General features: G+C 39.9%; 14 protein-coding genes. 7 read left to right on the plus strand and 7 right to left on the minus strand.

Annotation, left to right across the window (positions count from 1 at the left end; all coding sequences use genetic code 11):
* Positions 1–135: 135 nt before the first annotated feature.
* A complete protein-coding gene (locus B9A18_RS00805) occupies positions 136–1,425 on the plus strand; it encodes a DEAD/DEAH box helicase (protein ID WP_084286766.1) in 1,290 nt (429 codons plus the stop codon).
* On the opposite strand, the gene mazG is transcribed toward B9A18_RS00805, so the two are convergent.
* From mazG to mnmD, 3 genes are all read right to left on the minus strand, one after another.
* The gene (gene mazG / locus B9A18_RS00810; RefSeq protein WP_084286767.1) at positions 1,422–2,228 is read right to left on the minus strand and encodes a nucleoside triphosphate pyrophosphohydrolase; all 807 of its coding nucleotides are present in this window, start codon (positions 2,226–2,228) and stop codon (positions 1,422–1,424) included. The genes B9A18_RS00805 and mazG overlap by 4 nt on opposite strands.
* Positions 2,229–2,289: 61 nt before the next feature.
* Positions 2,290–3,402, minus strand: coding sequence for an AI-2E family transporter (locus B9A18_RS00815; RefSeq protein WP_084286768.1), 1,113 nt, complete (start codon positions 3,400–3,402; stop codon positions 2,290–2,292).
* Between the two features lie 64 nt (positions 3,403–3,466).
* Positions 3,467–4,135 carry a tRNA (5-methylaminomethyl-2-thiouridine)(34)-methyltransferase MnmC2 gene (gene mnmD, locus B9A18_RS00820; RefSeq protein WP_084286769.1) on the minus strand — a complete coding sequence of 223 codons (669 nt, stop codon included), beginning with the start codon at positions 4,133–4,135 and terminating at the stop codon, positions 3,467–3,469.
* A 56-nt stretch (positions 4,136–4,191) separates the two neighbouring features.
* On the opposite strand from mnmD, the gene B9A18_RS00825 reads away from it, so the two are divergent.
* A complete protein-coding gene (locus B9A18_RS00825; RefSeq protein ID WP_084286770.1) occupies positions 4,192–4,527 on the plus strand; it encodes an MmcQ/YjbR family DNA-binding protein in 336 nt (111 codons plus the stop codon).
* A gap of 162 nt (positions 4,528–4,689) precedes the next feature.
* Here the strand turns inward: B9A18_RS00825 and B9A18_RS00830 are convergent, their stop codons facing one another.
* Positions 4,690–5,562, minus strand: coding sequence for a DMT family transporter (locus B9A18_RS00830; RefSeq protein ID WP_084286771.1), 873 nt, complete (start codon positions 5,560–5,562; stop codon positions 4,690–4,692).
* Positions 5,563–5,659: 97 nt separating this feature from the next.
* On the opposite strand from B9A18_RS00830, the gene B9A18_RS00835 reads away from it, so the two are divergent.
* Positions 5,660–7,816 carry a S9 family peptidase gene (locus tag B9A18_RS00835; protein WP_084286772.1) on the plus strand — a complete coding sequence of 719 codons (2,157 nt, stop codon included), beginning with the start codon at positions 5,660–5,662 and terminating at the stop codon, positions 7,814–7,816.
* A gap of 122 nt (positions 7,817–7,938) precedes the next feature.
* On the opposite strand, the gene B9A18_RS00840 is transcribed toward B9A18_RS00835, so the two are convergent.
* Positions 7,939–8,502 (minus strand): RNA polymerase sigma-70 factor, encoded by a 564-nt coding sequence (locus tag B9A18_RS00840; protein WP_084286773.1) that lies wholly within the window; start codon positions 8,500–8,502, stop codon positions 7,939–7,941.
* A gap of 1 nt (position 8,503) precedes the next feature.
* Entirely contained in the window at positions 8,504–9,622 is a 1,119-nt protein-coding gene (locus B9A18_RS00845) for a FecR family protein (RefSeq protein ID WP_084286774.1), read from the minus strand.
* 403 nt (positions 9,623–10,025) lie between these two features.
* On the opposite strand from B9A18_RS00845, the gene B9A18_RS00850 reads away from it, so the two are divergent.
* Entirely contained in the window at positions 10,026–12,689 is a 2,664-nt protein-coding gene (locus B9A18_RS00850; RefSeq protein ID WP_084286775.1) for a valine--tRNA ligase, read from the plus strand.
* Positions 12,690–13,062: 373 nt separating this feature from the next.
* Here the strand turns inward: B9A18_RS00850 and B9A18_RS00855 are convergent, their stop codons facing one another.
* A complete protein-coding gene (locus B9A18_RS00855; protein ID WP_084286776.1) occupies positions 13,063–14,112 on the minus strand; it encodes a GntR family transcriptional regulator in 1,050 nt (349 codons plus the stop codon).
* Between the two features lie 384 nt (positions 14,113–14,496).
* Here B9A18_RS00855 and B9A18_RS00860 point away from each other — a divergent pair, with 384 nt between their 5' ends.
* The 3 genes from B9A18_RS00860 (at position 14,497) to B9A18_RS00870 (ending at position 21,930) form a co-directional block, all read left to right on the plus strand.
* Positions 14,497–17,670, plus strand: a complete 3,174-nt coding sequence (locus B9A18_RS00860) for a SusC/RagA family TonB-linked outer membrane protein (RefSeq protein WP_084287415.1) — start codon at positions 14,497–14,499, stop codon at positions 17,668–17,670.
* Between the two features lie 92 nt (positions 17,671–17,762).
* On the plus strand, positions 17,763–19,331 hold the full coding sequence (locus B9A18_RS00865) for a RagB/SusD family nutrient uptake outer membrane protein (RefSeq protein ID WP_084286777.1): 1,569 nt from the start codon (positions 17,763–17,765) through the stop codon (positions 19,329–19,331).
* Positions 19,321–21,930, plus strand: coding sequence for a glycerophosphoryl diester phosphodiesterase (locus B9A18_RS00870; protein ID WP_084286778.1), 2,610 nt, complete (start codon positions 19,321–19,323; stop codon positions 21,928–21,930). The genes B9A18_RS00865 and B9A18_RS00870 overlap by 11 nt, the downstream gene beginning before the upstream one ends.
* Positions 21,931–21,933: the final 3 nt, after the last annotated feature.

Here is a 21,933-nt window from a genome sequence, read left to right on the forward strand (position 1 = left end):
TCCGGGGGTGGTAATACGGCAATATTGGGGGTGGCTTACGACAAAACCTTAAAGAATTACATCTTTTACAGATAGAAAGCCATAGTACATGTTAAAATCCGTAAATTTGCGAATTCATTAACTAATAAAGATACTGTGTCGTTAGATAAATTAAAACTAAGCAAGCCGCTTATAGCCGCAATGAATGATGCGGGATACATCTCTGCAAAGGAAATTCAGGCAAAAACAATGTCACGCATTATAGGTGGTCAGGATATCATTGCTATTGGTCCTGAAGGCTGCGGTAAAACCACAACTTATGTGCTTGGTGTTTTAATGAAGCTTAAATACAGTACAGATGAGGCTCCTAAGGTGCTGATTCTGGTTCCTGATGGGGAACGTGTTGAGGCTGTAATAGCCGAGTTCATGTTACTAAGTAAAAACAGAAATCTGCGTATTATAGGTTTGTATGGTACGGGAGGTATGGATGACGATATCCAGGTTCTTTTAGACGGGATTGATATCGTTGTAGCTACGCCAACACGTGCACGTGCAGTTTACCTTAAACTGGGCTTAAACTTAAACAGACTGCAAACTTTTATTGTTGATGATGCTGAAGTAATTGTAAAACAAGGTATGCAACTGCCAGTGGCCGAACTTGCCAGAAGTGCAGGTAAAGTGCAGCATCTGATATTTACTACTGTGGTTCATGATAAACTGAATCTGATGATTGACCAGTTTATGAACTTCCCTACCACAATCGAGGTAGAAGATCTGGGCGATAGCCAGGCGGAGACACATGAATTATTGCTGTACCATGTGCCTAATTTTAAAACAAAAGTTAACCTGTTGAATCTCTTATTGAGAGATGATGAGGTATTTGATAAAGTAGTAGTATTTGTAAATACTCGTTTAACAGCTCAAAAGCTGGGTAAAAGCCTGCATGCTGCAAAGCCGGGAGCTGTGGCGGTATTAAATCCTTTGTTTTTTGATGAAGAAGGATTTGATCATATTGAAGACTTTAAGGAAAGCCCTGAAGCAAGAGTTTTAATTGTTGCTAATGAAGGTAATGCAGGGATAGATCTTTCCGGTATTCATTTCATGTTCCATCTTGAAGTTCCTGAATTGAAAGAAACGTTTTTAAGCAGGGTTGTTAAAGAAGGTGATGAAGAGCTGGTAGCGATCACTTTTGCTACTGATCTGGAGCTTGCCGAAGTAAGGAAGATTGAGCAGTCTATGGGTAAAAAGATAGATGTGATGGATTTACCCGAGGATCTGGTTATTGATAAAGTCGCTAAAGCTGCTGCTATTAAAACCAAAAAAGAGATTGTTGAAGGCCCTAAGGGCGGTGGTGCTTACCATGAAAAAAAGGAAAGCAACTCAAAAACTCATAATTACGGAATAGGGCAGAAGGCTAAAATGACAATGAAGAAGAAACACGGTTAGTGTTTCTTCGCTTCGTTCCAATATACATCCATTTCTGCAAGCGTCATATCCTGCAATTCTTTGCCATTTTCTTTGGCTTTGCTTTCCAGGTATTGAAAACGCTTAATGAATTTCTTATTGGTTTTTTCCAATGCGTTCTCCGGATTGATATTGATGAAACGGGCATAATTGATCAAAGAGAATAGTAAATCACCAAATTCATCTTCCGCTTTTTCGATATCAATCGCTTCGTTATCGACCACATTAAACTCGTTTTTAAACTCCTGCATTTCTTCTTCAACCTTTTCCCAAACCTGAGTCTTATCTTCCCAATCGAAACCAACACCGCGGGCCTTTTCCTGAATACGGCTGGCTTTTACCAATGACGGGAGGCCAACAGGCACACCAGCTAAAACCGATTTATTACCTTCTTTAAGTTTAAGTTTTTCCCAGTTGCGTTTTACATCCTGTTCATCTTGTACCTCTACATCTCCGTAAATATGCGGGTGGCGACTGATGAGCTTGTCGCACACACTATTCAGGACATCTACAATGGTGAAGTCGTTGGTTTCCGAAGCAATCCGTGCATAAAACACCAGGTGCATCATTACATCGCCCAGTTCCTTTTTTACCTCTTCCAGGTCGCCTTCCAAAATAGCGTCCGACAACTCGTAAGTTTCTTCAATGGTCAGGTGCCTTAAAGTTTCCATTGTTTGTTTTTTATCCCAGGGGCATTGAGTACGCAGGGTATCTAAAACAGTTAATAGACGTAGAAAGGCTGATGCTGGCTCAGCAGCGGTAACAGGAGGTATATTATTGGGCATTGTGAGTTTTATTTTACGATGTTAAAGGTAACCATCATTGTGGTTAAAAAAAGAACAATTGTTATTCCTGCTCTTCCAGTTTGATCTTCTTGGTAATGCGGTATACCCTTCTTTTCTTGGGAGGTTTCTCTTCGCCACCCAACAGTATTCCCCATGGTTTTAACTGGTCTACCTTATCGAATATAATCTTAAGCATCGCCAGATAAGGAATACATAAGAACATACCTGATATACCCCACATCATTTCACCTACTACAATGCCAATAAAGGCAAATAGCGCATTGATTTTTACTTTTGAACCCACAACCAACGGAAGAAGTACATTGCCGTCAAGCGCATGAATACTTACAAAAGCAATTACAACCAGTAATACTTTGGCACCACCTGCAGTAGCAAAAGTGATGAGTACACTGATCAGCAATGCGGTAAAGATGCCTAAGTAGGGAACAATATTAAATATCCCTGAGATCAGACCCAATAAAACGGCATATTTTATATTCAATAACCATAAAGTGAATATCATTAAAACGGTAACGATGAACATCTGTAAAAATAAGCCGGTAATGTATTTTTTTATAATGTATTGAACCTGTCTTACAATGTCACTTACCTTTTGGACATGTTTTTCTTCAAATACAGAGGTCAGGAATCTGAAAAGCACACTGCGGTAATTGAGGATAAAAAAGGTAAATAAAAGCAGGAAAGAAAGGAACAGGACAGTAGAAGAAAGGGTTAGTAATGTTGCGCCCAATACAGATGCGCTGGTAGCGACAGCTGCACTGGCACTGTCTTTCAGATAGGCTATTTGTCGTTGCGTATTTACGTTGAAGGTCCTGGAAATCCAGTCCTGGATATCGTGGAAGGAAATTTCAGCCTGGTGTTTTAGTAAGGGCCAGTCCTTCCACAGATCTGTAAGCTGATTGGCCAGAAAGAAGAGTATCGCCGAAATGACGGCGATCATAATGATTACAGAAACTATAGATGCGATACTTCTTTTAAACCCCCATTTTTGTTCCATATGACTGGACATGGGCAATAGCAATAAGGCCAGCAAAAAGGAAGTAAGGAGAGGAGCTAGAATGGTTTGACCTAAAATAGCGAGATAGCCCAGACTGATGATCGAGAACAACACCATCGCTAATCTGGTGTAAAAAGGTAAAGAGATGTCTTTCATCTATAACAGGTTAATGATAACGTAAATTACCCAAAATATAATACTCTGCCAAACTACTAGGGACTTAGCCTTTTGTGCCTCTTAGCATTTCCCTTTTTCCGGGAGCTCCTGGAAGTTTTTCTATGCTAAATCCTACGCTTTTTAAGGCACGCTTCAGTTTGCCAGTGATGGCATAGGTAACAAAAATGCCGCCCGGTTTAAGAAACTGACAAACATGAGCAATGATTTCATCGGTCCACATCTCCGGTTGATGTTGTACGGAGAACGCATCGTAATAAATTACATCAAAACGTTGTTCGGTTTCGTATCTATGCAATTGGGTATGTACAATCCTTAGTTGCTGCTCAGGAAGAATGTTCACGGTTTGTTGTAAAGCCTTACCGTAATTGTTAACCATGCCCGTCCATATTTCTTCAGGCACATAATTGTTGTAGCCCGTTGATTCCAACTCTTCAAGTTGTAAAGGATAAGCTTCTAATGAGGTATAATTAAGTTTTATTTGATGCTCCTGGCAATAGGCTATACTCATTAAAAAGTTAAGACCCGTGCCGAAACCTACCTCAAGTATGCTTATTTCCTGATTAGGAAATGTATTGATCGCATGTTTTAGTCCCGCATCAATAAATACATGCCTGCTTTCTTGTAAGGCGCCATGTTTGGAGTGGTAATGTTCGCCAATACTTTCGTTATATAAAGTGTTCGAGCCGTCGGCCGTTAAGGTGATTTTATTCATCTCTGCAAACTTAGAGAAAATAGTTTTTAACTTTAGGTCATTATTAATGATCTGCTATGGATATTGAATCGCTTAGAGACTATTGCCTGACTTTAAATGGAACAACTGAAGGAATGAAATGGGAGCATCTCTGCTTTATGATTGAGGAAAAGATTTTTGTGTTGGCCTCATTGGAAGATGGACATCTCTGTTTGAAATGCGATCAGGAAGAATTTGATGAACTTGCCGCAAGACATGGCATCAAACAGGCTCCTCATTTTGCCCGCAGACAATGGATTGAACTGGAAGGTCTGGATGTAATGCCAGCCGCAGAACTGCAAAGGCGTATTGCTGAATCTAGATTATTGGTTCTAAGTAAACTTTCTAAGAAAGTACAGGCAAAATACCAGTAATGATACTTATTTATTAAACCAATAATAGATTTTGGTTAAGCCCAATCTTCTTAAGATCGTGCCCGTTAAAGAAAATACATTTATCGTTCTCATCTCTATCACATTTTATACTCTATTTAACATATTTTAACAGAAAATATTGTGTGAGATGTAAAATTTATGTTATGACTTTAGCCTTTTGCGTTGTCCGATGTATAGTCCTGTTACTACCAGGAATGTCCCGGCAACGGTGTACATGGTAATGGGTTCATCCAATAACCACCAGGCATAAAAGAAGCCGAAAAGAGGGCAAAGGAAAAGCCATAAAGAGGCTTTAACAGTGTCGATTTTTAATAGGTAGAACCAGCAGATTAGGCCGACAACAGACACAGCAAGACTGAGCCATAGTACCGAATAAATAAGTCGGCTATCCCACTGTACCGCCGAAAAATCACTCATTACAAGGGTGAAAGGGATCAGAAACAATCCGCCAAGGGTAACCTGCCAGCCATTGATTAATAGATTGGGCAATGTCCATTTGATTTGTGCATAATAAACGCTGGCAAAGGAAACCGCCACCATGCTTAACATCAGGATCGTTACCCCGGATAGGGTAGTGTCGCTACTTTTTAACAATGGATAAGTGGCCAGAGCAATACCCGACATACCAATGATGATGCTGATGATTTCACTTTTAGCGGCTTTGCGCCCCATGATCCAGGATGATAATAATACAATAAGTAGTGGGTTGGTAGAGGTGGCCAAACTACCTATGCCGGCGGCAGTGTGTTTCATGGCAATTACATACATCCCCAGGTATACAGTTGTATTTAGAAAGCCAAAAATGGCCAGTTGTTTCCATTCGGAAGCGGTAGGCCAGCGGTATTGTTTATCTCTGCTGATGAAGTAACAATAGCCCAGCAAAACAACTCCTGCAATGAAAAAGCGAAGGTTCCCGAGTATTAAAGGCGGAGCTGATAGGATGCCGAATTTGGTGGCAACCGAAGCGGAAGCCCACAACATGGCAAATAGCAGGCCTATAAGGATGTTTTTCATCTATTAAAGTTGGTTTTATCACGACAAAGGTACAGGAAGAAAGCGTGTTATTTGAGACATTTTATATAAGTTTGCCCAAACTAATTTTTATATACGAATGAAGAAACTGATTCTGCTGATCCACCTGGTAGCAATTACTTTTTTTGGTTTTGCCCAAAATAAGCAGTTAACCATGCAGGATGCGATGAGCAATGCGCGTACAATGCTTGCTCCCGAAAACCTATCTCAAATTCAATTTATTTATGGAACTGAAGATTACGTATATGCCAAACGGACTGGCAATGCGGTAGTATGGCTTAAAGGCGGTGCCAAAACAAAAGAGGACCAGACTTTCCTTACTTTAACTCAATTAAACCAAAAATTAAGCGCCGCAAAAAAGGATACTTTGAAAGCGATGCCAATGATTCAGTTTAACAAGAGTGCAGACTGGATTTTATACCTTAATGGTAGCAAGGTTGCACTTAATCCGGTTAATAATACAGTGAATGTAATTGTCGACCAGTCGATAATGACTAAAGGAAACGTTGAAGAAAGTAAAGCAGGTTATATTGCTTACTTAGATAATTTCAATTTATTTGTCGCTAAGGGTGCAGATCAAAAACAAGTAACCACTGATGGTAGCAAGGATATTGTATATGCATCATCGGTACACAGAGAAGAATTCGGGATCAGCAAAGGAACTTTCTGGAGCAACAACGGTAAATTACTGGCATTTTACAGAATGGATCAAAGCATGGTAACTGATTACCCAATTATCGATTGGACGACCAGACCTGCCCAAAATGTAAATATCAAATATCCAATGGCCGGAGATAAAAGTCACCAGGTAACCCTGGGGGTATACAATGCAGAAACAAAGGCTGTAGTTTACTTAAAAACAGGCGAGCCTGTTGAGCAATATTTAACCAATATCGCCTGGAGCCCGGATGATAAATACGTTTATATTGCGGTATTGAACCGTGGACAAAACCACATGAAACTGAATCAATATGATGCAGTAACAGGTAATTTTGTGAAAACTTTGTTTGAAGAGAAAGACGAGAAATACGTGGAGCCTTTAGTGCCAATGCTGTTCTTAAAAAATGATCCTTCGAAATTTATCTGGCAAAGCAACAGAGACGGATGGAATCATTTGTATCTGTATAGCTCAACAGGAAAATTGTTAAAGCAATTAACTAAAGGTCCATGGGAAGTGTTGGACGTAAAAGGTTTTGACCCTAAGGGAGATCAGTTGTTTTACGTTTCTACTGAAGAATCGCCGATAACAAGAAATTTATATGTGCTGAATGTAAAATCCGGTAAGAGCAAAAGAATTACTCAAGGATTTGCAGTACACAACGCACAGATCAGCACCTCAGGTAATATCGTAATTGATAGCTATAGCACGCCTGATGAGCCAAGAGTAATTCAGTTGGTTGAAACAGCGACATCAAAAGCTAAAATATTATTGAAAGCTGCCAATCCTTTGGCTGCATATGCAACTGCAAACTCATCAATATTTACCATTAAGAGTAAATCGGGTGATGACTTGTACATGAACTTGTATAAGCCTGTAAACCACGATGCAACTAAAAAGTACCCTGTAGTTGTTTATTGGTATGGTGGTCCGCACGCACAGTTAATTACAAATGGCTGGAACGGTGGATCTGGCGATTACTGGGCGAGATATATGGCTCAAAATGGTTATGTAGTACTTACCATCGACGTACGAGGTAGCGATAACAGAGGTAAAGCTTTCGAACAATCTATGTTCCGTCGTGCAGGTGATGTACAAATGGAAGACATGATGAGTGCTGTAGATTATCTGAAAAGTCAGCCTTACGTAGATGCTTCTAACATGGGCTTGTTTGGCTGGAGTTTTGGTGGTTTCGCTACCACTGATTTTATGTTAACACATCCAGGGGTGTTTAAAGCTGCAGCAGCAGGCGGACCCGTAATTAACTGGCAGTTTTACGAAATCATGTACACTGAACGCTATATGGATACGCCTCAGGAAAACCCTGAAGGTTATGCCGCTACTTATCTGAGCAACAAAGTGGATCAGCTGAAAGGTAAACTATTATTGATCCACGGTCAGCAAGATCCGGTAGTGCTACAACAACATTCTGTTGATTTTGTTAAAAAGGCTGTTGATAAAGGTGTACAGGTGGATTATATGATCTATCCTGGTCATGAACACAATGTATCGGGTAAAGATCGCATTCATTTATACCAAAAAGTAACGGATTACTTTAATCAGAACCTTAAGAAATAAAGGGTAAAAATACAGATGACTCGAAGGAATAAAGGGGCAGTGCTTTTTGCACTGCCCCTTTATTTACTTACGAACTTTTTTTGCGCTGGCAATCGATGTCTATTTGTTGTAGAACCTTGATGTTATAAAAGCATGGAGATAAAAGTGTTTAATCCCGCACGGATGGTTTTTATGGCCTTACCCAGATGGGCTTCCACTGTTTTTTCAGAAATGTCCAGTTTTCCTGCAATTTCTTTCTGACTAAATCCATCTTCCCTGCTCATCCGGTAAACCAGCTGGCATTTATCAGGAAGCTCTCTTACCAATCGTTCCAGTTGTGCTTTAAGTTCCGTAAACTCGAGCCATTCCTGGGTAGAATCGTCAAGTCCCTGTTGCTTTCCTAAACTGTCTGCATATTTTCTTTGATGATATTGTTTTTCCAGCACTTTTATTACCCTGTATTTGACCGATACGGCAAGGTAGCTATTCAATGTACTGGTGATATTTAAAGTCGCACGTCGGTTCCATAAAGAGATAAATATATTCTGGACCACTTCCTCTGCATCTTCCAATTGATCCAGCTTATGTCCGGCAATACTAAAGAGTTTATCCCAGTAACGGTCGTAGATTTCTGCAAATGCAGTTTTATCATCAGTTTTTAATGTAGCTACCAATTCAACATCCGTGAAATTTTTGTATGGTCCCATATCAGTAGCGGATTGTATTGGGTTCAAAAGCTGTTACACGTCCATCTTCAAGCAAAAACCGATAAGCGGTTGCCAGTTCAATAAGATTCAGGACAGTTTTTAGTTCTTTTTTGCGACTGATTGCACCTGACACATGCATTCTATTTGCTCTTCCATGATATACCAGTTTTACATTGTATTCTCTTGCAAGCACGCGCATCAGTTGTTTTATATCAACGTTGTCAAAATGCAATGTTCCGGCCTGCATCCATTCTTCATCAGTGTTTTCCTCTTTAGGCAGCAATATCCCATCTTCAAAAATCACTTTTTCCCCTTTTGTTAAAACTGTAGTATGATTGCCTGAACTCAGTCTTACTGAACCTTCAAATACACGTGTCTGTACTTCCGGATCTTCGGGGTAAGCGCTCACATTAAATTTAGTTCCGATGACGGTGATGTCGAGCTGACGTTTCCAGGAGGTGATTTCAACATGAAAAGGCTTTTGAGGCTGGTGTGCAACTTCAAAATAAGCTTCTCCGGAGAGCCTGATGGTTCTGTCAGTGCCATTGAATCTAACAGGATAAGAGATGGAACTGGCGGCTCCCAGCCAGACTTTAGTCCCGTCTTCCAGCAATATCTGGTAACGTGAACCTCTAGGTGTTGTAATACGGGCTAAGCCATTGCCGGTTGCTGGGTTGAAACGTCCGGCTTCGGATGATGTATTAAAAGTTGAACCTTCCAACAGGGTTTGTCTGCCATCCGGATGTGTTAAAATCGCAACCTGACTACCGGGACCATATTCTTTGGCCAGCTCGTCGAGGTTAAATTGCTGAGGCCTCTGCGTATAAAAATACAGTGCTGCTGAAAAGAAAATACATATGGATGCGGCCATAAAGATCCTGCTCCAAAGTTTTGTCGGCGCAGGGCGCTGTTCCTCTTCCATACCATCAAGTACTTTTTGATAAATGCGTGTCTTGTGGGTTGCTGCATCGGTTACAAAAGCAGCGGGTATCACCAGGGGCTGATCCTGCCCATTGTCATACCAGGTATTAAATTTGTTCCGTTGTTCCTTGCTTATACTTCTGTCGACCCACTTGGCTGCAAGTTCAGCATAATTATCATTTTCATCTGAATGGTTCATATTTTCATTGGTTTAACCATAGGTCCCCTGAAAATACACAATCCCTTAGTCGGCACCTAAAAAAATAAAAATAACCATTCTCTTCAACCGCGGGAACCTTTTTCCTGAAGAAGGAAAAATTTTCCAATGCGTTTTCAGAGAAGGTAATTTTTCTGCTCAATAACGGGGGATAGTGGTTCTGATACATCCGTGCTTGTTTTTTTTCTAAAAAAAAATCAGTGCTGTGAGCTGATATGCAAAGATTTTGCCCTCTTCTGTGCTTGCTTTTCTTTTCTAAAAAAATTCAGTGCTGCGAGCTGACATGCAAAGATTTTGCCCTTCAGCAAAAGATTTGAGGAAGCGAACAGCATCTGTATTTTTTTCCTTAATTTTACCCCTTCAAAAATCTGATACTTTCAAAATAATGAGCATTTCTACAAAATACGATCCGGCGGAGACGGAAGATAAATGGTATAGTTACTGGCTTTCAAAGAAGTTTTTTCATTCTGAACCGGATGAGCGCGAGCCTTACACAATCGTAATTCCTCCACCAAATGTCACTGGTGTTTTGCACATGGGACACATGCTTAACAACACTATTCAGGACGTATTGATCCGTAAAGCCCGTATGCAGGGTAAAAATGCATGCTGGGTACCGGGTACCGACCATGCTTCTATTGCTACAGAAGCGAAGGTAGTAGCCATGCTTAAAGAAAGAGGCATCAACAAAGCGGACATTAGCCGCGAAGAGTTTTTGAAATATGCCTGGGAATGGAAAGAAAAGTATGGTGGAATCATCCTTGAGCAGCTGAAAAAGCTGGGTGCGAGCTGCGACTGGGATCGTACGCGCTTTACAATGGAAGACGATTTGTCTGATGCTGTTATTGATAGCTTTATCCACCTATACAAAAAAGGATGGATCTACAGAGGTATCCGTATGGTAAACTGGGATCCGGCAGGTAAGACTTCCGTTTCTGATGAGGAAGTAATCCGTAAGGAAGTAAACCAGAAGCTGTATTACATTAAGTATACCATTTCAGGCTCAGATGATTTTATCACTATCGCCACTACGCGTCCGGAAACGATTATGGCTGATGCAGCAATCTGTATCAACCCGAACGATGAACGCTACACGCATCTGAAAGGTAAAAAAGTATTTATTCCTTTAATTAACCGTGAGATTCCGGTGATTGAGGATGAATATGTAACGATGGATTTTGGTACAGGATGTTTAAAGGTTACACCGGCTCATGATCTTAACGATTATGAATTAGGTGTTAAACATAAATTGCCTGTAATAGATATTTTAAATGATGATGGTACGCTAAACGAGCTTGCTGTAATCCTGGTTGGTGAAGACCGCTTTATTGCCAGGAAAAAGATAGCTAAGATGTTAGACGAGGCTGGTCATTTAGAGAAAGTTGAAGATTATAAATCACAAGTAGGTTTTTCTGAGCGTACAGATGCAGCTATCGAGCCTAAACTATCTATGCAATGGTTCTGTAAAATGGATCAGATGGCTAAGCCTGCATTAGATGATGTTTTAAACGGTGATGTAAAACTGATTCCTGAGAAGTTCGTAAACACTTACCGTCACTGGATGGAGAATGTACGCGATTGGAATATCAGTCGCCAGCTTTGGTGGGGACAACAAATCCCGGCCTGGTATGATAATCAGGGAAACTGGGTAGTTGCCAAAACTAAAGAAGAAGCACTGGATGAGTTTTTAAAGCTTAAAGATCCTGATGGAAACTTTACTGCTGAAGAAGCTGCAGGTTGCAAAAGCCAGCTTTCTCCATTTGTAAAACAGGATCCTGATGTAATGGACACCTGGTTCTCTTCATGGTTATGGCCAATCTCGGTATTTGATGGATTTAAAAATCCTGATAACGCTGATATCAATTATTACTATCCAACCAATGATTTGGTTACTGCACCTGAGATTCTTTTCTTCTGGGTAGCCAGGATGATCATGGCTGGACATGAATTCAGAGGTCAGAAGCCTTTCACTAATGTATATCTAACCGGTATTGTTAGGGATAAGCTGGGCCGTAAAATGTCTAAATCATTAGGTAACTCTCCTGACCCAATCGGACTGATTGAAAAATATGGTGCTGATGGCGTTAGGGTAGGTATGCTGTTGTGTTCTCCTGCAGGAAACGACTTGATGTTTGATGAAAGCTATTGTGAGCAGGGCCGTAATTTTGCCAATAAAATCTGGAATGCATTCCGTTTGGTAAAAGGCTGGGAGGTTGATGCAAATCTTGAAAATCCAAATCAGCAAGCCATATTATGGTTTGAAAATCGTTTTAACGAAGCCCTTGCTGAGATAGAAGATAACTTTAAACAATACCGCTTATCTGAAGCCTTAATGGCGACTTATAAACTGGTATGGGATGATTTCTGTGCCTGGTACCTGGAAATGGTTAAACCTGCTTATCAGCAACCTGTTGATGCCGAGACGTTAAAAGCAACTGCTGGTTTCTTTGAGAAAATATTGACATTGCTGCATCCATTTATGCCTTTCCTTACTGAGGAATTATGGCATGATGAACTGTTCGGTGAAAAAGGTGAAATGGATTGCTGTATTGTAGCGAGCTATCCTGTAGTTGGAAGTGCCGATGCTGCTTTACTGAAAGATGTAGAAGTGATTAAAACTTTGGTTGCCGAAATCAGGAATGTAAGGAATACCAAACAGATTTCGCCTAAAGAAGCATTGCCTTTAGCCATTAAAGTTAACTCAGCAATTGACTACGAAAAATGGTTGAATATCGTTTTTAAATTGGCTAACATCAGTCAGGTTGAGCTCGTAAATGACAAAATCGCTGGTGCTGTAAGCTTCATGGTAGGGAATGATGAGTTCTTTATTCACCTGAATGAAGATGTCGATATTGATGCAGAAAGAGAACGTTTAAATACTGAGCTTGATTATCTTAATGGCTTTTTGAAGTCCGTTAATGCGAAGTTAGGTAATGAGCGCTTTGTGCAAAATGCAAAACCTGAAATCATACAGAATGAACGTAATAAGCAGGCTGATGCTGAAGGGAAAATAAAGATTATTGAAGAAAGTCTGGCTGCTCTGAGCTAAAGGAAAAGGAAAAGGAAAAAACAAACCGTTCTCTTCGAAGCCGGCATGATTTCGCCCCTGAAGAAGGGACGAAATAACGCTAGGTCTTCTCTGAGAAGGTATATTTTTATCTCAAAAATAGAATTATCTCAAAAGATAGAATTATCTCAGACAATTAGGAGCTTGTCTTAAATACAAAAAAGCATGATGTCAATAGGCATCATGCTTTTTTTATGTAGGATTTCAAACATGTAGGATTTCAAACATGTAGGATTTCAAACGTGTAGTATTTGAAACAAAATATACCTTCTACGAAAAGGCCTCAGGCGCTTTTGCCTTCTTAGCGAAGCGGGCAAAAGATGCCAGCCTTAGAGTAGAAGGTATATTTTGACGATTAAAGCGAATTCCTCAAGATCACTTTCGCCGGATCCCGCATGGTAACAGTCGTTTTTGTAAGAATAGCCTTAGCCGCCTCTTCCCCCATTTTGTTAAAATCCGTACTGATTACAGTAATCCCGTTTTCTAATATTTCTTTTACTGCAGTATCGTTGTAAGAAAGCAGACCGATGTCCTTTCCCAGTGTCCATCCATTTTTACGGGCTATCTTAATAATAGAAACATCATCCTGGTCATATCTGCTGAATGTGATGTAGGCATCGCCACTTTTACAGTGTGTTTCATCTACGGTGTTGTAAATGATATGTTTTTTACGATTCTGTTTACAAAAAATCTCAAACCCAGCTATCACTTCTTTGGCATGAAATGCCTCCAGGGGTGCAATCAGTACTAGTCTGGAGTATTTCTGCAGTTGAGGAAGCAATTCAGTAAGCGATTCCTGGATATCTGTTTTATAGTCCTGATAAATGCAGGTATAATCCCCACTTAGATTTTTTTCTTTGTAATCCAGTATGATTCTCTTTTGTGGGGGAATGCGGTTGAGCACTTCAGTCGTGTTGCCAAGTAAGAACGTGGTAATTACAAAATGCGTGTAATTGGGTAAATTTTCATCAATAAGTTTTTCGAATACTTTAAAATTATGATGGTGAAAATATACATCTACTTCTGCCTGACCTTTTACCGTTTCTAAAAAAGACTGGTACACCTGATCTCTTAAGACGTTCATTTTATCAAGAATCAGACAGATTCGATACGGCTGATATTGGGCCTTTTTCTTTACATAATAACCTTTTCGATATTCAGATTCAATGATCCCTTTCTCAGATAAATAACTAAGACCTTTTAAGGCCGTTTCCTTACTGATCTTTAATTTTTCAATTAATTGGTTTAAAGAGGGGAGTCTGTCATTAATTTTGAGCTCGTCGATTTCAATGAGATGGTTAATATATTCTGCTAACTGCAAATACTTCATCCTATGTGTAGAGACCGGAGAGGAATCCGTTACTATAGTTTTCTTTTCAATTTTTGGTTTTGAATTCCGAGGCATATGGTTTTTGTTGCTTTGCAAAACTAACTGATATTTTTGAAAAAAACACAATCCATACCAAACCAAACCAATTAATATTTTTAAGTTATTTTTTTTGATTTAATTTATTGATTTTAAGGTGTTTGTGTGTTTGTTTTTATCTCGTAACGGAGATGTTGGGATAATTAAATATAAAAAATGTTTGAAAACTGAGATAAATTTCTACTTTTGTTATACCGGTCAAAACCAAACCAGACCAAACCAAGTATGAGCAATGTATTATCAATCAAAAAATCGGGTATTATCCCTTTTTATATCCCCGCGTCACCCGTCTAGGTTAAGACTATCACTAACCTCTCCAGACACTCTCCTATAGACCAAATTATAAATTAATCAATGTATGTAATGAAATTTTACTCTGTATTCATCTGTTCAGTCCTGATTTTTTCATCTGTGCATGGGGCTAACCATCCTGGACAAAATTTTACGCTAAACAAAAAGACACTTCGCGCAGCCCTCTCGGCTGTTTCTATATCCGGCGTGGTAAAAGATAACAATGGTGATGTTTTACCTGGTGTCAGTATAAGACTAAAGGGCTCAAACAGCGTTACCCAAACCAATAGTAATGGAGCTTTTAAATTTTCAATCCCTGAACTGAAAGGCACTTTAGTATTCTCCTATACAGGATTTGTTACTAAAGAAGTGCCCATTACTACCGCTATAGTATATAATGTAAAGCTTGAATCCAGTACGAATGTTTTAGATGATGTGGTTGTAGTAGGTTACGGTACCACCGCCAGAAAGGATCTGACTGGCTCGATTGGCTCTGCAAACATAAAAGACATGAGTAAAGCGCCAGTGGGCACTTTTACAGAAGCTTTGGCAGGTAGAATTGCCGGAGTTCAAGTCTCTTCCACTGATGGACAACCGGGAAATGAATTGAATATTGTCGTGCGGGGAAACAATTCAGTTACCCAGGATAATGCACCTTTATACGTAATAGATGGTTTTCCTACGGAACTTGCATCTGCTAATACCATAAATAGTGAAGAAATTGAATCTATAGAGGTGTTGAAGGACGCGTCTGCAACAGCTATATATGGCGCGCGTGGTGCCAATGGAGTAATCCTGGTTACGACAAAAAAAGGAAAAATAGGTGCGCCACAGATTACATATGATGGCTGGGCGGGTGTCAATTCTATTATCAAACAACAAGAAGTATTAAGTCCTTATGAGTTTGTTAAATACCAGTTGGAGCAGAATCCGGATTTGTACACTGATATTTATTTGAAAAATGGGCAAACGCTCGAAGATTATAGAAACCGGAAAGGTATAAACTGGCAAGATCTGATTTTTCGGGATGCATATACCCATAACCATAGTCTTTCTTTGCGCGGTGGAACCGAAAAAACTAAATACGCCATTTCGGGATCACTGTTAAATCAGCAAGGGATTATTATAAACAGTGGATTCCGCCGTTATCAGGGACGTGTTGTGGTTGATCAGACGATAAATAAAAACCTGAAAGCCGGAGTGAATCTGAACTATGCAGCTACAAAGAAATTTGGAACGGTCGTAGCAGAGTCGCAAACAAGTCCTACTGCCAGTTTAATGTATAGTGCATGGGGTTATCGCCCAATAACGGGAGATATTGATTTCGAGGATAATTTGATGGAAGAACTTTATGATCCGGATTTGAGTCCGACAGCTGATTTCCGGATTAATCCTGTAAAAGCCGCACAGAACGAGTATAAGCCAAATTTTAACAATACACTGGTTATCAATTCCTATCTGGATTACCAGATTGTAAAAAATCTGTCGCTACGAGTTACAGGGGGCTTAACCAAAACAAACATCAGGCAGGAGATTTTTAATAATTCCATGTCCCGTCTGGGAAATCCAAATAACAATAATAAAGTAAATGGCTCTTTTAACAATACAGAGATCACCAATCTTTTGAATGAAAACACCCTTACTTACAGTACAAAAATCAAGGGCGGACATGCTTTAAAGATCCTTGGAGGCTTTACTATGCAGGATGTTCGGAATTATTCAAATGGATTTTCTTCGATTCTAATCCCTAATGAATCACTGGGGATGGTTGGATTAGCCGAAGGCCAACTTACCGTAGCCCCGGTATCAGATCTTAAAAATGGTTTGCTTTCCTATCTGGGAAGGGTAGATTATAATTATAAATCGAAATATTTAGTCACCGTTTCATTCAGATCTGATGGATCTTCCAGGTTTCCGATGGAAAATAGGTGGGCATATTTTCCGTCAGGAGCATTTGCCTGGCGCTTTACCGACGAACCATTTATGAAGGGATTGGATTTTCTGGATGATGGTAAACTCCGAATAGGATATGGACATACAGGTAACAACCGTGTGAGCGATTACGCTTCCCTTACTGCATTGAAAATGTTAGCCATGTCTGGGTACAGTACCGGAAACATTCCTGGAAAAGGAATCGTTCCGGTTAATTTGGGAAATACAAAGTTGAAATGGGAGACCACCGTACAATCTAATGTCGGTATTGATTTAAGCTTCTTTAAAAAGCGAATAGCTTTAACTGCTGATTATTATCATAAAAAAACACACGATCTTTTATTAAATGCAACCCTGGCACCAAGTATGGGCTTCTTAAGTGCATTTAAAAATGTCGGAAAGGTATCCAACAGTGGCGTTGAACTTACAGTTAATACCGATAATATCAGGGGTAATAAGTTCTCATGGAATTCGAGTTTTAATATTGCTTTCAACCGGAACAAGGTACTGGCTTTAAATGATGACGAACCAAGCCTGCTCTCCAGAGTAACATGGGGTAATTTTAACACCGCATTCCCATACATTGCTGTTCCGGGAAAACCGATTGCCCAGTTTTATGGTATGCAGTTCGATGGTGTTTATCAGTACAGCGATTTCGATGTTCAACCAAATGGTTCTTATGTATTGAAAAGCAATATTCCGAATAACGGTAATCCACGTGCAAATATCCTTCCTGGCGACATTAAGTTTAAAGACCTTACACAGGATGGGCAAATTGATGATCGTGATCTTGGTGTTATTGGTGATCCAAACCCTGTTCATATTGGAGGTTTTAGCAATAACTTCCGCTACGGTAATTTTGATCTGAATGTTTTCCTTCAGTGGAGTTATGGTAATGACATATTAAATGCAAACCGTATAGAATTTGAGGGAGGGGATCCTACCACAAGAAACTTTCTGAATATGTTCGCTTCTTTCGCAAATAGGTGGACTCCTGAAAATCAGACTAATGAACTATACAGAGTGGGCGGACAAGGGCCAGCATATTATTCTTCCCGTACGATTGAAGATGGCTCTTTTTTAAGGCTGAAAACAGTATCTCTTGGTTATAATTTACCTTCGTCGGTGATGAAATCCTTAAAGATGAAAAGTTTGCGCTTTTCCGTGTCGGCTCAGAATTTAATCACCTGGACTAAGTATTCTGGTCTGGATCCTGAGGTGTCGACCAGACACTCTGCCTTGACTCCCGGATTCGATTGGTCACCATATCCAAGACCACGATCGATCACAGTAGGATTGAATGCTAATTTTTAAACAAAATAATCGCTTTATAGGAAATATTAATCAAACAATAGATTGTGTAATAATGATGAGTATTTCAAATAATCATTAACTAATATAAAGATATGAGAACTAAAATATTAATACTGCTGATTAGTATCATGATGACATCTTGCTCCAGCTTGTTGGATAAGGATCCTGATTTTGTAACGCCGGAAACTTATTTTAACACAGAGGAAGATCTGAAAAATGGTTTGAATGGCGTGTACAATAGATTAATTGATCAAAATGGACGGATGTACGGACGTGGCTTATATAGCTATTTTGTGGTCAGTGATGAAGCTTTTTTTAAAAGTATCTCCATTAACAACATTCGTGTGATGGTGATGGATGCGGGCCATCTGGATATCGGTAGGCTTTGGGAAACATTGTACGAGGGCGTGAACCGTGCAAACTTGCTTTTGGAACAGGTTGATAAAGTGAATATGGATAAAACGAAACGAGATGTGATTAAAGGAGAAACCTTGTTTTTACGAGGTTACTATTATTACCTGTTGGCAGACATGTTTGGGCCTGTTCCCTTAAAACTAACGTCTACAACGTCGCCCAATGATCCCTATCTTCCCCGAGCCCCATTAGCGGAGGTTTACGCTTCAGTTGTAAATGATATGCAGCAGGCAGAGCTTTTGGTTAGCAGCATCGATGATTTTTCTTATAATGAAAGGATCTCTAAAACGGGTGTACAGGCGATATTGGCAAGAGTTTTTCTTAAGATGGCAGGTGCACCGCTAAAGGATGTTGAACGCTATAAAGATGCGCTGGACTATGCAAATAAAGTGATAACGTCAAACAAGCATGCACTTAATTTGAATTATAAACAGATTTTTATCAACCATACCCAGGACATCAATGAAAAGAAAGAGTGTATCTGGGAAATCGGAATGTACGGCAATAAAGTAGGGAATGTAGACCTGGCAGGATCTATGGGCGTAGAAAATGGTATCGAATGCCCAAGCGAAGCCATTGGTTTTTCCGGAGGTGCAATGAAGATCACCGCCAAACTATACCAACTCTTTGGTACTACAGATACAGCAAGGAGAAACTGGAGTATAGCGCCATATCGGTTTGTAACTAGTGGCGGTAATACCGTGAAATCCAATTTTACGGCTACCCAAATCTATGATCGAAATCCGGGCAAATGGAGAAGAGAGTATGAGACCGGATCCAAGGCGCGTAGTTTTACCTCAACTAATTTCCCTGTTATTCGCTATTCAGATGTATTACTAATGAAAGCAGAGGCAGAGAACGAAGTAAACAACGGACCTACGGTAGCTGCTTATGATGCTATAAATAAAGTGAGAAGAAGGGCGTTTAATAAAGCACTCGACAAAGCGGATGTTATTTGTGATGTGCCTGCGGGCTTAGATAAGCCTAGGTTTTTAGCTTTCATTCAAGATGAGCGTGCGAGAGAATTGTGTTTTGAAGGCATACGAAAACATGATCTTATCCGATGGGATATTTATGTGAAAACAATGAATGATTTAGGCACAGCCATTACTGCTACAGCGCCTACAGCATACAAGTATGCAGCAAATGCAGGTAAGAATACAACAGATAGAGATGTGTTGTTTCCTATACCTACAACTGAGATGACTGTTAATAAAAAGATTACAGAACAAAATTATGGCTGGTAATAATTTTTGGCTAAGCCAGACGATAAAAAGTCTGGCGTGGCTAATTTTCCTTTTCCCTTTCACTATTTATGCACAGTCCAAAGGACCTTCGCTTTCTAATGGTATGTTGAATTTAGAATGGAAAAATTCTGCTGATGGGTATCATTTGAACAAAATATCGATTTTGAATAAAGGATCATGGGTTGATTTATCCGCGAAACCGTCCGGAGCGTTTTCCGTATTGTATACCGCAGATACGCTATCTCTTGTAGAGAAGCCTGCGAAAACCAGTAATTTCCCTGAGCCTGAATACCGTTATATTATACCAATATGGAAGCAGGCAACTTCTTCCATTCAAATGAATACTGCGGGAAAAGCGATCAATTTTTATCCGGATAAGAAAAAAGAAGTTAACAAGGAGCTTATATTTCAAAAGGAACTAGATCAGTTTCTGCTGACCTCTTCATGGCAGTTTGATGATCGATATCCAAATGATATAAAAGTGACGATGAAATTAAAGGCAAAACAAGCGGGGTATTATTCCATTGCTTCGCCGGAACTTGCGCTTTTTGATAAGAACAATTTTAAATGGGCTACAGTGCCGGGAGTCTTTCAGGGAAATCAATTAAACGCAAACTTCGTCAATGCCTATGCTTATGGGCAGGGTATACCAGATATACCTGTTATGGTAAGGGAACGTACGGCTTCAACATTGTCTCCTTTGGTGCAAAGCAGTCAGAATATAACCTTAGCGGTAATTCCAGAACCTGGGACAGGACGGGATCCCTGGCTGTTCGACAAAAAGACACAGGGGAACTGGAACATTGGTTTGTCTGTATTGAATAGAAAGGGAAATCTGATGCCAACCATATATCACCCTGTATTGGGCCAGGAAAAATCTTTCCTGGCAAAAAATGATTCCCTTACCTTTTCTTTTCGCTATACCATAAAAACTGATGATTGGTATGGAGTAATGAAACACGCCGCCAATGACGTTTATAGGTTTAAAGATGTGCTGAAGTTGAAAAAAACAGCATCTTCTCTTACTGATCGTGTATTTAGAATGGCAAACTATATTGTTGATGATAGCCTTTCTATGTGGAAGTTGGCTCAGTATAAAAACCTGGAGATTGGTGCGCAAAGCTATCTGGGAGGGGTGTATGGATCTGAAAAAGATGCGATGAAAAACTCAGACTACGGAGCAATGTGGATGCTTGCCAGGCTGACAAATAATAAAAAGCTCATAGATACGCGTCTTCCTTATGCAAGAAACTTTAAAATTGTTCAGCAACATTCAGATAAAGACTTTTTTTATGGTGCTTCGGAAGGACAGTATTTTTTGCAGAACAGTAAGAAATTTACCGAAGAGTGGGGGCCATATACCGAACCTATAGGAAGTACCTACTACCTGATGATGGATCTTGGAAACATGCTGCTGTTTGACGCTAAGGATTTGAAATTACGCGCTGACCTCAAACTGGGCGCTGAGAAATTATTATCCTGGATGAAACCTGATGGCAGCTGGGAAGTAGCTTACGACAATAAAACTGATGAAGCGAGGTTTAAGGATATTTTAGACCTGAGACCTACATTTTATGGCTTATTCGTTGCTTATAAAATATTGGGCGACAAGAAGTATCTGGATGCAGCTAAAAAAGGTGCTGATTGGTATATTGAAAATGCCATCAACAAAGGGGCTTTTCTCGGTGTTTGTGGTGACACCAGGTTTGCACCTGATTTTGCTACAGCACAGAGCGTGCAGGCTTTACTTGATCTTTATGATGTGGTTAAAGACGTCAAATATAAAAATGCTGCTATTGCTGCGGCAAAAATTTATACAGCATCCATTTATACCCATCCAATCCCTACAACACAGGAAAAATGGGTAAGTGGTGTTAAAAGAGAAGACTGGGAAATCAGTCAGGCTGGTTTAAGCTTTGAGCACGGAGGCATTCTTGGATCTGCTAATCACCATGGACCAATTTTATTGGCAAGTCATGCAGGTATGTTTACCAGAATGTTTTCATTGACCAAAGACTCTTTGTTTCTAACGATGTCGAGAGCTGCTGCATGGGGCAGAGATGCTTTTGTCGATCAAAAAACTGGTGTGGCTTCCTATTACTGGGATGCTATGAATAAGGGCGCTGGTCCATTTCCGCACCACGCATGGTGGCAGATCGGCTGGATCACAGATTACCTGATGTCGGAAGTAGAACTTCGTAGCCAGGGAAAAATTAGTTTTCCCAGAGGATTTATTACACCTAAAGTTGGCCCGCATCAAAGCTATGGCTTCGCTCCGGGCAAAGTATACACTACGCCTGCTTCATTAATGTTGATAGATGGCCTCCTGAAATCAGATAGTCCATATCTGGAGTATGTTACGGCTATCAATGCAGGTCAGAAAAAGTGCTTTTTAATCGTGATGAACAATAGTGTGAATAAGCTGAGTACGAAAGTTCAGATCGATGCAGAAAAGATTCCTGGAGCTTCAGGAAAAAGTATAAAGAGTGCTTCATTTATTGGTTTAGATGGGAAGAAGGCGACTATTGCGACGGGTGTTAAATCCCTGAATGTTGAAGTCGCACCATATGGTTTAAAAGTAATAGAGGTGTTTTATTGAAAT

The sequence above is a fragment of the Pedobacter nyackensis genome, from assembly GCF_900176505.1.
GTDB classification, from domain to species: Bacteria; Bacteroidota; Bacteroidia; order Sphingobacteriales; family Sphingobacteriaceae; genus Pedobacter; species Pedobacter nyackensis.

Excerpts from the sequence above, each read along its gene's own strand:
- B9A18_RS00835 (WP_084286772.1), top strand. The coding sequence starts at position 5,660 with ATGAAGAAACTGATTCTGCTGATCCACCTGGTAGCAATTACTTTTTTT.
- mnmD (WP_084286769.1), bottom strand. The coding sequence starts at position 4,135 with ATGAATAAAATCACCTTAACGGCCGACGGCTCGAACACTTTATATAAC.
- B9A18_RS00840 (WP_084286773.1), bottom strand. The coding sequence starts at position 8,502 with ATGGGACCATACAAAAATTTCACGGATGTTGAATTGGTAGCTACATTA.
- B9A18_RS00825 (WP_084286770.1), top strand. The coding sequence starts at position 4,192 with ATGGATATTGAATCGCTTAGAGACTATTGCCTGACTTTAAATGGAACA.
- B9A18_RS00860 (WP_084287415.1), top strand. The coding sequence starts at position 14,497 with ATGAAATTTTACTCTGTATTCATCTGTTCAGTCCTGATTTTTTCATCT.
- B9A18_RS00845 (WP_084286774.1), bottom strand. The coding sequence starts at position 9,622 with ATGAACCATTCAGATGAAAATGATAATTATGCTGAACTTGCAGCCAAG.
- B9A18_RS00870 (WP_084286778.1), top strand. The coding sequence starts at position 19,321 with ATGGCTGGTAATAATTTTTGGCTAAGCCAGACGATAAAAAGTCTGGCG.
- mazG (WP_084286767.1), bottom strand. The coding sequence starts at position 2,228 with ATGCCCAATAATATACCTCCTGTTACCGCTGCTGAGCCAGCATCAGCC.
- B9A18_RS00815 (WP_084286768.1), bottom strand. The coding sequence starts at position 3,402 with ATGAAAGACATCTCTTTACCTTTTTACACCAGATTAGCGATGGTGTTG.
- B9A18_RS00850 (WP_084286775.1), top strand. The coding sequence starts at position 10,026 with ATGAGCATTTCTACAAAATACGATCCGGCGGAGACGGAAGATAAATGG.
- B9A18_RS00855 (WP_084286776.1), bottom strand. The coding sequence starts at position 14,112 with ATGCCTCGGAATTCAAAACCAAAAATTGAAAAGAAAACTATAGTAACG.
- B9A18_RS00830 (WP_084286771.1), bottom strand. The coding sequence starts at position 5,562 with ATGAAAAACATCCTTATAGGCCTGCTATTTGCCATGTTGTGGGCTTCC.
- B9A18_RS00865 (WP_084286777.1), top strand. The coding sequence starts at position 17,763 with ATGAGAACTAAAATATTAATACTGCTGATTAGTATCATGATGACATCT.